This is a genomic window from Paenibacillus tuaregi (genome assembly GCF_900086655.1).
Taxonomy (GTDB): domain Bacteria; phylum Bacillota; class Bacilli; order Paenibacillales; family Paenibacillaceae; genus Fontibacillus; species Fontibacillus tuaregi.
Genome location: NZ_LT575476.1, coordinates 2228878 through 2243066 on the forward strand (window position 1 = coordinate 2228878; position 14189 = coordinate 2243066).

18 protein-coding genes are annotated in these 14189 nt (G+C 49.3%); all 18 read left to right on the forward strand.

The annotated features are described in order from the left end of the window. The first annotated feature begins 30 nt into the window (after window positions 1-30). The 18 genes from BN6628_RS26420 (at window position 31) to mtrB (ending at window position 13996) form a co-directional block, all read left to right on the forward strand. On the forward strand, window positions 31-180 hold the full coding sequence (locus BN6628_RS26420) for a hypothetical protein (protein WP_187386126.1): 150 nt from the start codon (window positions 31-33) through the stop codon (window positions 178-180). An 85-nt stretch (window positions 181-265) separates the two neighbouring features. Beyond that, complete coding sequence (gene ypeB, locus BN6628_RS10275; RefSeq protein ID WP_068617059.1) at window positions 266-1627, forward strand: germination protein YpeB; 1362 nt, start codon at window positions 266-268, stop codon at window positions 1625-1627. A gap of 120 nt (window positions 1628-1747) precedes the next feature. After that, window positions 1748-2401, forward strand: a complete 654-nt coding sequence (locus BN6628_RS10280; RefSeq protein WP_068622170.1) for a flagellar brake protein — start codon at window positions 1748-1750, stop codon at window positions 2399-2401. A gap of 91 nt (window positions 2402-2492) precedes the next feature. Beyond that, window positions 2493-2738, forward strand: coding sequence for a hypothetical protein (locus tag BN6628_RS10285; RefSeq protein WP_068617061.1), 246 nt, complete (start codon window positions 2493-2495; stop codon window positions 2736-2738). 97 nt (window positions 2739-2835) lie between these two features. Next, entirely contained in the window at window positions 2836-3543 is a 708-nt protein-coding gene (cmk, locus tag BN6628_RS10290) for a (d)CMP kinase (protein ID WP_068617063.1), read from the forward strand. Continuing rightward, window positions 3540-4121 (forward strand): lysophospholipid acyltransferase family protein, encoded by a 582-nt coding sequence (locus tag BN6628_RS10295; RefSeq protein ID WP_068617065.1) that lies wholly within the window; start codon window positions 3540-3542, stop codon window positions 4119-4121. The genes cmk and BN6628_RS10295 overlap by 4 nt, the downstream gene beginning before the upstream one ends. 133 nt (window positions 4122-4254) lie before the next feature. Then, window positions 4255-5502, forward strand: coding sequence for a 30S ribosomal protein S1 (gene rpsA / locus BN6628_RS10300; protein WP_068617067.1), 1248 nt, complete (start codon window positions 4255-4257; stop codon window positions 5500-5502). A gap of 255 nt (window positions 5503-5757) precedes the next feature. Then, window positions 5758-7080, forward strand: coding sequence for a ribosome biogenesis GTPase Der (gene der, locus BN6628_RS10305; RefSeq protein WP_068617069.1), 1323 nt, complete (start codon window positions 5758-5760; stop codon window positions 7078-7080). A 14-nt stretch (window positions 7081-7094) separates the two neighbouring features. Next, a complete protein-coding gene (gene plsY, locus BN6628_RS10310) occupies window positions 7095-7706 on the forward strand; it encodes a glycerol-3-phosphate 1-O-acyltransferase PlsY (protein ID WP_068622172.1) in 612 nt (203 codons plus the stop codon). Continuing rightward, the gene (locus BN6628_RS10315; RefSeq protein WP_068617071.1) at window positions 7699-8739 is read left to right on the forward strand and encodes an NAD(P)H-dependent glycerol-3-phosphate dehydrogenase; all 1041 of its coding nucleotides are present in this window, start codon (window positions 7699-7701) and stop codon (window positions 8737-8739) included. The genes plsY and BN6628_RS10315 overlap by 8 nt, the downstream gene beginning before the upstream one ends. 76 nt (window positions 8740-8815) lie before the next feature. Next, a complete protein-coding gene (locus tag BN6628_RS10320) occupies window positions 8816-9091 on the forward strand; it encodes a stage VI sporulation protein F (protein WP_068617073.1) in 276 nt (91 codons plus the stop codon). Window positions 9092-9363: 272 nt separating this feature from the next. Further along, complete coding sequence (locus tag BN6628_RS10325) at window positions 9364-9543, forward strand: DUF2768 family protein (RefSeq protein WP_068617075.1); 180 nt, start codon at window positions 9364-9366, stop codon at window positions 9541-9543. Window positions 9544-9581: 38 nt separating this feature from the next. Continuing rightward, window positions 9582-10196, forward strand: a complete 615-nt coding sequence (locus tag BN6628_RS10330; RefSeq protein WP_068617078.1) for a hypothetical protein — start codon at window positions 9582-9584, stop codon at window positions 10194-10196. Next, the gene (locus tag BN6628_RS10335) at window positions 10186-10533 is read left to right on the forward strand and encodes a 2Fe-2S iron-sulfur cluster-binding protein (RefSeq protein ID WP_187386127.1); all 348 of its coding nucleotides are present in this window, start codon (window positions 10186-10188) and stop codon (window positions 10531-10533) included. The genes BN6628_RS10330 and BN6628_RS10335 overlap by 11 nt, the downstream gene beginning before the upstream one ends. Window positions 10534-10566: 33 nt before the next feature. After that, window positions 10567-11307 carry a DUF3939 domain-containing protein gene (locus BN6628_RS10340; protein WP_235847614.1) on the forward strand — a complete coding sequence of 247 codons (741 nt, stop codon included), beginning with the start codon at window positions 10567-10569 and terminating at the stop codon, window positions 11305-11307. A gap of 392 nt (window positions 11308-11699) precedes the next feature. Continuing rightward, entirely contained in the window at window positions 11700-13178 is a 1479-nt protein-coding gene (gene spoIVA, locus BN6628_RS10345) for a stage IV sporulation protein A (RefSeq protein ID WP_068622175.1), read from the forward strand. Window positions 13179-13388: 210 nt separating this feature from the next. Next, a complete protein-coding gene (locus BN6628_RS10350; RefSeq protein WP_068617082.1) occupies window positions 13389-13661 on the forward strand; it encodes an HU family DNA-binding protein in 273 nt (90 codons plus the stop codon). A 101-nt stretch (window positions 13662-13762) separates the two neighbouring features. Then, window positions 13763-13996, forward strand: a complete 234-nt coding sequence (gene mtrB / locus BN6628_RS10355) for a trp RNA-binding attenuation protein MtrB (protein ID WP_068617084.1) — start codon at window positions 13763-13765, stop codon at window positions 13994-13996. Window positions 13997-14189 lie beyond the last annotated feature (193 nt).

The following is a 14189-nucleotide window of genomic DNA, read 5'->3' on the forward strand; positions in this document are numbered from 1 at the left end:
ATCCACCTTGCGTAGAAAGGGTGTTTTTTGGTGCGTGTTAAAGTGAAAATCGTATGTAAGAACTGCGGGGAACGATTTATTCTGCGGGGGAAGAAGGAGCGCGGTAAGATCGAGACGGGATTCAAGATGTGTCTATGCGATAATACGCGTCTTTTTGAGATCGAAGAAGAGAGGGACTAAATCCGGTCTTTGTAAATGATGCATAAAGCTTCTTTCTTCTTGTCAAACTAATGGCAGTTAATTGAAGAAAGGAGCTCGTGATTGTATGTACAGGAGAATTAGCGCCGTATTATTTCCCATCAGTGCTCTGCTGCTTATCGGAGCCCTGATCTGGGGTTATCAAGAGAACCAGGAGAAGAACTCGATCTTGATCAAAGCGGAGAATCAGTATCAGCGGGCATTTCACGATTTGTCCTATCATGTGGACCGTCTGCATGGGGAGATCGGGAATACTCTTGCCGTACATTCCGCATCATCCCCAATGCACCGTAAGGGGCTTATGAATGTATGGCGTTTAACGAGTCAAGCTCAAAATGAAATCAATCAGCTTCCACTGACACTGCTGCACTTTAACAAGACGGAGGATTTTCTGTCGAAGATATCAAAATTCTCTTATCAGACGGCCAACCGGGATCTGACTAAGAAGCCTCTGACGGAAAGTGAGCTCAAGAATCTTAAAGAATTATACAAAAACTCGAATGAAATTTCGTCGGAACTCCAGAAAGTTCAGGGTAAGGTGATTAACAACCACCTCCGCTGGATGGATGTTGAATCCGCAATGGCCAGCGAAAGCCGGAAACAGGATAATACGATCATTGATGGCTTTAAAACCGTGGACAAGAAGGTCAGCGAATACCCGGAGTTGGACTTTGGGCCATCGGTCATGAATATCTACAACAAACGTTCGGTGAAGAAGCTGGGCGGAGCTCCTGCCACAATGGAAGAAATTAAGAAGAAGGCTGCACAATTCACGGGATACGCAAATCCATCCAATGTTCAGGTGGTGGAGAATGGCAAGGGTACCGAATGGCCTTCCTTTACTGCAAATCTTCCAGGAAGAAATAACGGGGAGCGGGTTTCTATTGACTTTACCAACAATGGCGGGCAGGTTATTGCCTACAACTACACCCGTCAAATTGGCCCACGTGCTATTGATGACAAGACAGCGCGCGACCACGCAAGCCGGTTTCTGGTAGACAAGGGATACAAGAACCTTGAACCGATTGTTTATGATCCGTCTGATAACATCGCCAACATGACTTATGTTACGAAAAAAAGTGATGTGCTGATCTACCCTGAGAAGATTTCCGTCCGCGTGGCCTTAGATAACGGCCAGGTAGTCGGCCTTCAGGCCACCGATTATGTGTATGAGAAGGACCAGGTGAAGACAGTAACGCAGCCGAAGCTCAGCCTGGAGCAGGCTCGCAAGTATCTCAATCCGGACTTTAAAGAAACGTATCACCGCAAGGCGCTTATTGAAAATGAGCAGTCCGAGAAAGTGGTCACTTATGAGTTCGGCGGCCGGATCAACGGCTCCCAATATCGTATTTACATCAACGGAAATAGCGGTGCTGAAGAATCGGTGGAAGAAATCCGTTCAGGACGTAAAGTAGCTGCGCTTAAATAGGGTTTAAGGGCTCTCCATTCAGGGAGAAGCCCTTTTTGTATGCTCAAATTTCCCTCACGCAGATTGCCCAGGGATGCTATAATGATCTTTAGATCAAAATTCAACTGGCGGGTGAACAGATTGCTTCCGAAAATCAATGATCTTGTATATATTCAAGTTGCATCAGAGCTGGACAAAGAAGAAAAAGTTGAATATAAATCAAGAATTTCCGAAATCGAAGAAGACTCATTCCTTATCGAGGTGCCGATTAATGTGGAGGGCGGGGGCCTCAAGAAGCTTTATATGGGGGACGAGCTATCCATTTATTTTATGACCGAAGAAGGGGTCAAAAATTATTTCAATACCTATGTCCTAGGTTTTGTTAATGAGAATATCCGGCTTGTGCGAATCCGTAAGCCCGACCCCGAATCGATTACGAAGATTCAACGGCGCAACTTTCTGAGGGTCACTGCGGATCTTGAGGTAGCCGTGCGGACGCAGCAGAACGTGCGGTTCGTTGCACGGACCGAGGATATTGGGGGAGGCGGCTTCTCATTTTATTGCGAACCCCAGTATACCCTTTTGGAAGGGGATATCCTGCACTGCTGGCTGCTTCTGCCCTATAAGAACGGCGCAATTGAACATGTGCCCATGGAAGCGCAGATTGTCAGAAAGAAGAAGCTTGATACAGGAAGAACGCTCGTCATGCTAAAGTTTGAGAGCATTTCGGATATGGAACGCCAGAAGCTGATCCGGTACTGCTTCGAACGGCAGTTTGATTTCCGGAACCGGTAATCGGCATTACATACGCTCTTGATTATTCGTGGAATAATATGGCGGTACAAGGGCATTGTAAGACGGGATCTTATGTGAGGGAGGTACCGTCATGCCGGAAAGGAAATTGCAAGAGGGAGAGCATTCTGATGAGTTCACCTCTTTATTTATGGAGTTCTTCGGCAAGGTGCAGAGCTTTTTGACTAGGATGCTGATTGTGCTTGTTATCAGTCTTTTGCTGTTCCAGGGACTGCTTCGCATCCCGCCTGTGAGGGCCGTCTTATCCTCAGCAGAACGGCTTGAGGGGAACCCAATTCCCCCGGTCACAGAGCTGCTTGAAAAATTTACCGGTGATTGAACGCTTTTGCATCACCCTATGTTGTGTGGTATAATTTTCACGTCGCAGGCAATGCCTGCTTTTTTAATGAGGCCATTGTTTGAGGAGGAGTAACCCGTTGGCAAGTCATAAGTCACACGAAAGCGGGAAGATCAACATCGCAATAGACGGACCTGCCGGGGCCGGCAAAAGCACCATTGCCCGAATGGTGGCGGCTGCTCTTGCTTATGTCTATGTAGACACGGGAGCCATGTATCGGGCGGTAACATGGTACATGCTTCTGAAAGGAATTGAACCGGAAGAAGAACAAAAAGTGCTTCAAACGGCTCAAAACATGGTTATTGAATTAAAACCGGGAGTAGATGGCCAGAAAGTGCTGGTTAATGGAGAGGACGTAACCGACCAAATCCGTTCACTCGCGGTGAATGCCAAGGTGTCCCGATATGCGCAAATCGAGGGGCTGCGCAACCAGCTGGTTTCCTTGCAGCGGCAAATGGCTTTGCGCAAAGGCGTCGTCATGGACGGTCGCGATATCGGCACTACAGTACTCCCCGATGCGGAAGTCAAAGTTTTTATGACCGCAAGCGTGCAGGAACGGGCACGGCGCCGTTATAATGAGATGAAAGATACGGCTGCCATCACCTTGGAACAGCTTGAGCATGATATTGCCGAGCGGGATCGCTTGGATGAGCAGCGTGAAATATCGCCGCTTCGCCAGGCGGAGGATGCTAAATTCCTGGATACAACCGAAATGTCGCTTTCGGAGGTTTCCGAAGCTATTATTTCGATGTGCAGGACGTATGGGAAGGATAGAGGACGGATATGATTTATTATTTTTGCCGGGGGGCTCTGAGGGTTATTTACAAGCTTCTGTTCAGGCTTAAGGGAATAGGACTTGAGAATATTCCGAAGGAAGGCGGCGTGCTGCTCTGCTCCAATCATATCAGCAACTTCGATCCGCCAACGATAGGCATTCTGTTAGACCGCAAAGTGCATTTCATGGCCAAGGCCGAGCTCTTCGAGGTTCCCGTACTCGGATGGCTCATTAAACAGCTCGGTGCATTCCCGGTCAAACGTGGAGGCGTGAGCAAAGAATCGATCAAAACTTCTTTGACGCTGCTGCGAAGCGGCAAAGTTATGGGCATTTTCCCTGAGGGTAGACGTTCGAGTTCAGGGGAAAGCGGGATGGGCAAGAAGGGTGCTGCAAGCTTCGCGCTGCGCAGTGACGCTGCTGTCATTCCGGTAGCCATTATTGGGAATTATAAATTATTTCGCAGAACCAAAGTAGTATATGGTCCGCCTGTGGACTTATCCGAATATCGTGAGATGTCATCCACGGATTCGCTCGAACTGGCCACGGAGAAGATTATGAACCATATTGCGGAGCTTAAGGCCCGCGGATAAAAGACCCGGAACATCGGGCCAAACCATGCATGAAGCTAATGCAGTTATGGAAAGCTACTGGATAGTGCATGTTTTGAACCACGCTAGCCGCGGGTTTAAATAAATGGGGTTTTGAACTGAGGAGGGTATTGAGATGTCGGAAGAATTCAAAGATCAGCAGGAGAATGCTGAAGTGACAAATCAAGATGAGATGGAGCAAATCGTGTCCTTGAAAAAGGGAGATACCGTCAAAGGGTCCATCGTTAAAGTCGAGGATAACCAAGCTTACGTAAGCATTGGATATAAATATGACGGTGTAATTCCAATTCGCGAGCTGTCCTCTCTTCACCTGGATAACGCATCGGATGCGGTTCAAGTAGGACAAGAAGTTGAAGCTAAAGTTGTAAGCATCGATGACGAGAAGGAAAGACTGGTTCTTTCCAAACGTGCAATCGACAGCGAGAATGCTTGGGAGGAGCTTACCAAGAAATTCGAAAACAACGAAACGTTTGAAGTTACCGTTGCTGACGTAGTTAAAGGCGGAATTGTCGCTGACGTTGGCGTTCGCGGCTTCATCCCAGCCTCGATGGTAGAGCGTCATTTCGTTGAAGATTTCAGCGATTATAAAGGACGTACGCTCCGCGTCAAAGTGAAAGAGCTTGACCGTGAGAACAACAAAGTGATTCTGTCTGCCAAAGATGTGCTTGATGAAGAATTCGAGCAGAACAAACAGCAGGTGATGAGCAACCTCAAAGAAGGTCAATTGATCGACGGTAAAGTTCAGCGTCTGACTCAATTTGGCGCATTCGTTGATGTTGGCGGCGTGGATGGTCTTGTTCACGTATCCGAAATCGCTTGGAACCATGTAGAGAAGCCATCTGATGTGCTGTCCGAAGGCGATGAAGTTAAGGTAAAAGTACTTAAAGTTGATCCAGAGAAAGGGAAGATCAGCCTGAGTATTAAGGCTGCTGCACCAGGTCCTTGGGAAACTGCTGCCGAGCTGTTCAAAACTGGCGACATCGTAAGTGGCGAAGTGAAACGCCTCGTTACTTTCGGCGCATTTGTTGAAATAGCTCCAGGGGTGGAAGGTCTGGTTCATATCTCCCAAATCTCCCATAAACATATCGGCACGCCGCAGGAAGTACTCAAAGAAGGGGAAACCGTTCAAGTTAAAATCCTTGACGTGAATCCTTCTGAGAAACGCGTAAGCCTTAGCATCAAAGAAACTGAAGAGGCTCCGGCTCAAGAAGCTAAACCTGAAAGAACTGAAAGAAGAGAACGCGGTGGAGACCGTGTGAACCGTGAGGATATCAACAACAATCCTAACGTGTCTCTCAGCAATCAAGGGCTTAGCATTACGTTGGGCGAGCGCTTTGGTGATAAACTGAGCAAGCTTAAGTAAGATTTTCATATCTTTTAAAAAAGAGGAATCGGCGAACTCTGAAATAACGGGTTCGCCGATTTTTTGCAGTTAGGCTTCCGTTATCCATGGATTGGTTAGCCAAGCAAGTTATTTTTTGCTATGATGATTTACGAAACAAATGAAGGGGTTTACGAACTCCTAAAGGATGGCAAAACTCAGGGTATGGTGCTTAACGAACATGGGTTTCGAAAACTTAAGATAGCAGGTTGACGTAAACATTTAGGAGGAATTCATATGGCAAGACCCGTTGTGGCTATTGTAGGGCGCCCAAATGTGGGAAAATCCACGATATTTAACCGCATTATCGGCGAACGATTGGCCATTGTGGAAGATAAACCGGGAATTACCCGCGACCGTATTTATGGGATTGGGGAATGGAATGGAAAGTCATTCAGTATTATAGATACTGGCGGTATTGAGCTGGATGGGGAAGATATGATACTGAAGTCAATTCGTATGCAGGCCGAGCTTGCGATTGAAGAGGCGGATGTTATTATTTTCATGTGTGATGCCAAAGCCGGGCTTACGCAATCTGACGAGGAAGTTGCCACGCTTCTGTACCGCTCAGGGAAGCCGGTGCTTCTCGCCGTCAATAAAGTGGATAATTTGAGCCGTGCGGATCATATTTATGAATTCTACAATCTTGGCTTTGGTGATCCAATCGGAATTTCTGGAAGCCATGGTACTGGTGTGGGGGATCTTCTTGATGCGATCGTAGATAATCTGCCTGAACTTGAAGATGAGGAATACGATGAGGACGTGATCCGTGTCGCCTTGATCGGCCGCCCGAACGTCGGCAAGTCTTCGCTGGTTAATGCGATCTTGGGGGAAGAGCGCGTCATCGTAAGTGATGTGGCGGGAACTACCCGGGATGCGATCGATACGCCGTTTGAGAAGGATGGTCAACGGTACGTTCTGATTGATACGGCCGGGATGAGAAAACGAGGCAAGGTGTATGAGACTACGGAGAAGTATAGTGTCATGCGGGCCATGAAGGCGATTGAGCGGGCCGATGTGGTACTCATTGTCATCAATGGCGAAGAAGGCATCATTGAGCAGGACAAACACATTGCGGGTTATGCTTATGAAGCCGGCCGGGCTACCGTATTCGTTGTGAACAAGTGGGATGTCGTTGAGAAGGATGACAAGACGATGCATCAATTTGAGAAGAAGATCAGAGACCACTTCCTCTTCATGACGTACGCCCCGATTGTGTTCCTCTCCGCTCTGACCAAGCAGCGACTGCAGAAGCTGCTGCCTGTCGTTCAGCATGCTGCTGAACAGCATGCAAGAAGGGTACAGACGCATCTTCTGAATGATGTGATTTCCGATGCGGTAGCGATTAATCCGCCACCAACGGACAAGGGACGCCGTATGCGGATCAACTATGTAACGCAGGTTTCGGTGAAACCGCCAACGATGGTGGTATTTGTGAACGATCCGGAGCTGATGCATTTCTCGTACGAGCGTTATCTGGAGAATAAAATCCGGGCTGCCTTTGATTTCGAAGGTACGCCAATCAGGTTGTTTACCCGTCGTAAGTCGGATGAAGGTTAGGGGAGAGACATGTGATTGTGACATCGGTTGTTGCGGTATTAATCAGTTATTTACTGGGGTCTATCAGTTTTAGTGTAGTGCTTGCCAAGACTCTAAAAGGAATTGATATCAGACAGCATGGCAGCGGAAACGCCGGAGCTACCAATACGCTCCGTGTGCTAGGCAAGGGCCCGGCTGTTCTTGTACTGACTTTGGATGTGCTGAAAGGCATTGCTGCCGTGTGGCTTGGTAGATGGCTTGGCGGCGACTCCGAATGGGTACCGGCACTGTGCGGAATTGCGGCAATAGTAGGCCATAACTGGCCGATCTATTTCCGGTTCCGCGGAGGCAAAGGGATAGCCACAACAATTGGGGTTATGGCTACATTGGTCTTCTTCCCGGCACTCTATGCGGGCATTATTGCTATTGGCTCCATCTTCATTACAAGGTATGTTTCCCTGGGTTCCCTGCTGTTTGTTGGTCTGACCCCCATTTTCTTGCTGATTATGGGGCATTTTGGACCGTATTTCTGGACCAGCCTGATCATTGCTGTCTTCGCTTTCTGGAGGCACCGCACGAATATTGTGAAGATTGCGCAGGGTAAGGAGAACAAGCTGGGATCCAAGGGGGGGAACCGTGTTGTTTAACAAAGCTGCTGTACTCGTCGCAGGAAGCTGGGGAACAGCCCTGGCTAGTGTGCTGGCTGATAAGGGTATTCAAGTATCCCTGTGGACGAGAAATGAACAACAAATGATGCAAATCAATACCGAGCATAAAAACGAGCATTATTTACCCGGCGTGACTCTTTCAAGCGGCATCCGGGCTACTACAGATATGGGCGAAGCCGTTAAAGACTCCGAAGCGGTCATTATCGTGGCTCCTTCTTCGGCAGTCCGCGATGTGGCGAGACAGCTGAAACAGTATTGGACTGAGGATATGCTGGTCGTTCATGCAACCAAGGGATTCGAAACAGAGAGTATGAAGCGGATCTCTACCGTCATTTCCGAGGAATTAGGCTGTGCTGAAGGTCATATTGTCGTTCTCTCGGGACCAAGCCACGCGGAGGAAGTGGTGAAGCGCTGTCCGACCACAGTGGTGGTGGCTTCTCTGGAGGAGGAGCAGGCGCGGCGTGCTCAAGACTTGTTCATGAACAGCTTCTTCAGGGTATATACGAACCGGGATCTGGTGGGTGTTGAGCTTGCCGGGGCGCTCAAGAACATTATTGCTCTCGGGGCGGGGATGTCTGACGGCCTTGGATACGGGGATAATGCCAAGGCGGCACTGCTGACCCGGGGATTAGCTGAAATTACCCGCATAGGTGTCGAGATGGGGGCGAATCCGCTTACCTTTTCCGGACTTGCAGGCATTGGTGACTTAGTTGTAACGGCAACGAGCCAGCACAGCCGGAACTGGCGGGCAGGTTCCCTTCTAGGACAGGGTAAACCGCTCCAGGAAGTGCTGCAGTCTATGGGCATGGTGGTTGAAGGAATCCGGACCACCAAAGCCGCTCATACGATGTCTGAGAAATACGGAGTACAGATGCCGATTGCAACACAGCTGTATCATGTTCTATTTGAGGATATGCCGCCTAAGGTTGCGGTTGAGGCGTTGATGGGCAGGGACCGGAAGACAGAGATGGAAGTCATGTCGCAGGAGACCTGGGAGCAGTGGCACACCTAGACCTGGCGTTCGCCCACACTCTTTCTGAGAGGTAGTCATACATTAAGTGTGACGACTGCCGGAGGAGGGGAGAACATTGAACAAAAGCATCTCAAAGGACGCTCTGAATGCCATTAACAAGAAGACGGGAAAGCCGATTACGGAGAATGCGGTGAAGAAAATCGCCAGCACCGTGAAGCCATCCACACTTCAGAGTGAAGCACAACTGCGGCAACTGATCAAACAGGTGTCGGCCATGGCAGGTGTGCCTGTGTCGGAGTCTACGATGTCTGAAATTGTAAGCGCAGTGAAGAAGAGTGGTATGAACGCAAGCAATATGGAAGCACTGATGAAAATGATGCTCAAGAAATAGAGCTCCCGCAAGCTTCTTTTGATAAGAATGCCAAGAGCAGCCGTTCTAAAAGCAAGCAGCCTCACAGCAGAGAGGATGGCTTTTTGCAAAAAAACCAGCAAAGCGCCAGTTTAAGGATAACCTCCTTGGACTGGCGCTTTGCTAGTTTGGAACCCTAAACAAAACCAGGGGCTATCCATTGAGACTGCACCTTCTTGGTGCGGCATAGCCGATTTGGAGGGACAATGCTATAATGTTGATCATAATATAGATGATGGGGGATATTTACGCGCATGGATGCGATGACCAAAATGTGGCTTTCGATTGCGGCCATTCTCGTCATGGGCTTGTCCGTATTTTTAATTTCTTTTGCACGGGCGAAGACGACCGGAATTGTTAGAGGACTATTATCAATTGTTGCTTTTATTATTATGCTTGCAGGATTTCTGGTCGGGATCGTATCCATCACTTGAGTGGACAGATTGTAAGTACAGCGGAAAGAGGTCGTGTGATGGAGAAACTAGATTATGCTCCGAATCCCGATCTGGCAGAGGCCCTTGAAGAGCTCTCACTGGAGCTCTCCAACACTGGGCAGCCTTGGCTGGTCGGGGGCAGCTGCGGATTGTGGCTGCAGGGAGTCCAGCTTCAAACAGCGCCAAGAGATATTGATGTATATGCGGACCTTGAAGATACGGTCCATCTCCATGAGGTGCTGCTGCCTAGATCCATGGACAAGCAAATCCTGGACAAAAGCGGAATGTACGTCTCACTTTTGAGCCATTATCGGTTGGGAAGTTATGTGCTTGAGCTTGTGGGGGGCTTTGAGGTAAGAAGCGGAGGCAGCTGTTACCAGGTGGAGGTTGGCGAACTGCTCTATAAGCACGCTTTGAGGGTCCGTTTAAAGGAGCGGGACATCCGTCTGATGCCGCTATGCCATGAATTTCTGTTCAATGTGCTCAGGGACAGGCCGGACCGCTATAAGCCTATTGCAGAGACGATCAACGCGAGCCCGGAATCCCATAGGGGGCTGCTCCGGGAGATGATTGGACGCAACCGCTGGTCCAAGCATCATTTACAGTTGATCTCGAATTGCTTGGATTGGAGGCCAGATACGGATGGAATATGAAGTCCGGTTCGAACCTGCAGGTAAGAAGCTGAAAGTCCGCAAGGGCATGTCCTTGCTCACCGCAGCCCGCCAGGCCCGGGTTCATATCGCGACCCGCTGCGGTGGGAACGCTGGGTGCCTCATGTGCAAGGTGAAAGTGCTTCAGCCGGAGGAGGGCGCCTTGTCTGCGCCTGAGGGACCTGAGCAGCGTAAGCTGGGCTCATTGATCGGAGAGAACATGCGGTTAGCCTGTCAGGCCAAGGTGATGGGCCCAGTGGTTGTAGAGCTGCCGGAAGACCCGCTGAAGGCGGCGATCCGCAAACAGCTGGAAATGCAGCAGAATGATGATTTGTGGTAGAATATACTATTTTGCAGATAAGGATGATAAAGGTTGAGCAGACGAAGGTTTGATCGGGCAAGCCGGCTCGCCGCCGTTGCTGGGATCTGTATGTTATTGATTACAAGTCTTAGCGGGTGCATGTACCCGCAGGAGAAGCGTGGGGGTCAGGTGTCTTACCGGGAGAGTGTGAACCGGATTCAGATGGCCGTGGATCAATTTCAGAAGGATAAGGGCATCCTTCCTATCCTTAATGCGGATCAGGATACGCCAAGGTACGAGAAGTTCAGAATCGATTTGGACAAGCTGAACAAGGCGGGGTATATGGACGAGATCCCGCCTACCGCCTTTGAGAAAGGCGGATCGGCCTATTTCCTGATCCAGAATGAAGAGACGAAGCCGGAGGTTAAGGTGATGGAATTAACCACGGTACAGAAGGTCAATGATGTGCAGCGCGCGGTGGATAAATACAAGGCCGCCCATCAGGGCCAGCTGCCTGTGCTCAAAGAGGTCTATCCGGGAATCAATGCAGTGGATCTGAAAGCGATCCAAAGTGAATCTTTGGCATGGAAGAGCTTTTATTCCGGACAGGAAGCGGATTATCTGATGGACCGGCAGGGTCAGGTGTATGTGGATTACGCGCTTGATATCATGCAGGCCGTGGAGAAATCTGGAACCAAGCCGGAGCAGAATGTAGACTTAAGGCCCCTGCTGCTGGACCAGTCGTATTTTGTGCCTGTTAAATCTCTTCCTTACCACTGGCAGAATAACCAGCCTGTTGCTGTGGAAGCGTAAGACCCGTTATGGGTCTTTTTTTATTTATAATCTTCCAGCATCGCGTCATACAAATTATAGATTCACATACATATACAATATGGCGGATCATCCGGTGTCTGAGCCGGATCATGAGTTTCTTGCGGAGTTCGCTTTCTTTTCTGTCATATTTCCTCTTGGGATACATATGATGGTACTAGTCCAAAAGCATGTACGAGTAACGCCGCTTCGTTCCTATATCTCTTGACAGGCTTCGGCGGCGGACACGGACAAGGGCAACCACAGTGCTCTGCCGTTGCAATAACCAAACATGCGGATCATTTTATGGTTCGTATCGATGAGTGAATAACGAAGCGGATGCTCTGAGCAGCATTTTTCCTTCGGCGAAACTTTAGGAGGGGATTTCATTGGCATTGGAAAAAGTAGATATTTTCAAGGACATAGCCGAGCGCACGGGAGGTGACATCTATCTTGGAGTTGTGGGTGCGGTCCGGACCGGCAAATCCACCTTTATTAAAAGGTTCGTAGAAACGGTAGTCCTGCCGAACATCACCAATGAAGCAGACCGTGTGCGGGCGATTGATGAGCTTCCGCAAAGCGCCGCTGGCAAGACGATCATGACCACAGAGCCCAAGTTCGTTCCGAATAACGCGGTTCAAATTAAAGTGGATGAAGGGCTTGAGGTCAACGTCCGTCTGGTTGACTGTGTAGGTTACGCCGTGGAAGGAGCGAAAGGCTACGAGGACGAGAACGGTCCCCGGATGATCTCAACACCATGGTTCGAGGAACCGATTCCGTTCCAGGAAGCGGCGGAGATCGGTACACGCAAGGTGATTCAGGAGCATTCGACCTTGGGTGTGGTGGTCACTACGGATGGCACGATTGCGGACATTCCCCGTTATTCCTATGTGGAGTCCGAGGAGCGTGTAATTGCCGAGCTTAAGGAAGTTGGAAAGCCGTTTGTCCTGATCATTAATTCCACCCGCCCGCGTAGTGAAGAAGCGCTGCAGCTGAGAAGTGAACTGGCGGCCAAATACGATATTCCGGTGCTTACATTAAGTGCGGCAACCATGACCGAAGAGGACGTTACGGGCGTGCTGCGCGAGGTGCTCTACGAGTTCCCAGTGCACGAAGTTAATGTGAATCTTCCTAGCTGGGTTATGGTGCTTAACGAGAACCACTGGCTGCGCAGCAACTATGAGAACTCGGTTCGTGATACTGTCAAAGACATCCGCCGTCTGCGCGACGTGGACCGGGTTGTCAACAACTTCTTAGAGTATGACTTCATTGACCGGGCAGGCCTTAGCGGTCTGAACATGGGCCAGGGCGTTGCCGAAATCGACCTGTTCGCACCGGATGAGCTCTATGATCAGATCCTGACGGATGTGGTCGGGGTGGAGATCCGGGGCAAGGACCATCTGCTGCAGCTGATGCAGGATTTCACCCATGCTAAGAGGGAATATGACCGCTTTGCCGAGGCGCTGGAAATGGTTAAAACCACCGGCTACGGAATTGCGGCACCGTCGCTGGCTGAGATGGCGCTTGATGAGCCTGAGCTCATCCGCCAAGGGTCCAGATTTGGGGTGCGCCTGAAGGCAACCGCACCATCCATTCATATGATCCGGGTTGATGTGGAGTCGGAGTTCTCCCCGATTATCGGCACAGAGAAGCAGAGTGAAGAATTGGTACGCTACCTGGTGCAGGACTTCGAAAGTGATCCGATCAAGATCTGGGAATCCGATATCTTTGGCCGTTCGCTCCATTCCATCGTAAGAGAGGGAATTCAGGGCAAAATCGCTTTGATGCCGGACAACGCCAGATACAAGCTTCAGGAGACGCTTGGGCGCATTATCAACGAAGGTTCAGGTGGATTGATAGCCATTATTCTATAATCGTAACTAGCCCGGCCAAGGGAAACTTGGCCGGGTTTTGTCATGAAAATGACCGTTCAAGCAGTCAAAACCCTTAAATACCTTGAAATTCTGCCCGGGGTGTATTACTATAAGTTTGTTCTTGGCGAAGATTTACGTATATTTTCGGTCAAAACGGAAAAACAGTATAGCAGAGATGCAGTTATTCCTTTTCGGGGGAGGTGAAACAGGATGAACAAATCTGACTTGATCGCACAAGTTTCTGAATCCACGGAATTGTCCAAGAAGGACGTAACTAAAGCCGTTGACGCTGTATTCGAAGCGATTTCAGAAGCACTTCAAAATGGTGATAAAGTACAATTGGTGGGCTTCGGTAACTTTGAAGTTCGTGAGCGTTCCGCACGTAAAGGACGCAATCCACAAACCGGTGAGGAAATCGAAATCCCTGCGAGCAAAATCCCAGCATTCAAACCGGGTAAAGCGCTCAAAGACGGAATTAAATAAAGATTTCTACATATTTCTTCCGTTACCCAAAGACCGTGAGCATCTGTTCACGGCCTTTTCTTTTCGTGAAAGGTATTGCTATTTATGTGGGAGGTTATATCATGACCGATGAGCAAAATGTGAACAATGGGGATTACTTTGTAGTCAAGGCCAAGGAGCAGGGGGTTCAAGTCATTGGACTTACTCGGGGCAAGGATACCCGCTTTCACCATACGGAGAAGCTGGATAAAGGGGAAGTTCTGATCGCCCAGTTCACGGACCACACTTCCGCGGTTAAAGTTCGCGGCAAAGCGATTGTGATGACCAAGCATGGTGTCATCGATACGGAAGAGTAACGCAGGCCCTGCCTGCTTTTTTTGATACATTGAGCCTTCTATATAAAACAAACTTTAAAAATTAACCTCACTCAGCTTCAATCCCGAGTGATTCTGAAGAAGCGGAGCGTCCGCCTTTGTCTCCGAAATGCCCCTACTTGGATATTTAGTTCAAGCATTTCGGAGACAACAGCGGCCTTAAAGAACACTCGGC

Coding starts and splice junctions, on each gene's coding strand:
- ypeB (WP_068617059.1), top strand. CDS start 266: ATGTACAGGAGAATTAGCGCCGTATTATTTCCCATCAGTGCTCTGCTG.
- rpsA (WP_068617067.1), top strand. CDS start 4,255: ATGTCGGAAGAATTCAAAGATCAGCAGGAGAATGCTGAAGTGACAAAT.
- BN6628_RS10350 (WP_068617082.1), top strand. CDS start 13,389: ATGAACAAATCTGACTTGATCGCACAAGTTTCTGAATCCACGGAATTG.
- BN6628_RS10295 (WP_068617065.1), top strand. CDS start 3,540: ATGATTTATTATTTTTGCCGGGGGGCTCTGAGGGTTATTTACAAGCTT.
- mtrB (WP_068617084.1), top strand. CDS start 13,763: ATGACCGATGAGCAAAATGTGAACAATGGGGATTACTTTGTAGTCAAG.
- BN6628_RS10285 (WP_068617061.1), top strand. CDS start 2,493: ATGCCGGAAAGGAAATTGCAAGAGGGAGAGCATTCTGATGAGTTCACC.
- BN6628_RS10330 (WP_068617078.1), top strand. CDS start 9,582: ATGGAGAAACTAGATTATGCTCCGAATCCCGATCTGGCAGAGGCCCTT.
- BN6628_RS10325 (WP_068617075.1), top strand. CDS start 9,364: ATGGATGCGATGACCAAAATGTGGCTTTCGATTGCGGCCATTCTCGTC.
- der (WP_068617069.1), top strand. CDS start 5,758: ATGGCAAGACCCGTTGTGGCTATTGTAGGGCGCCCAAATGTGGGAAAA.
- BN6628_RS10335 (WP_187386127.1), top strand. CDS start 10,186: ATGGAATATGAAGTCCGGTTCGAACCTGCAGGTAAGAAGCTGAAAGTC.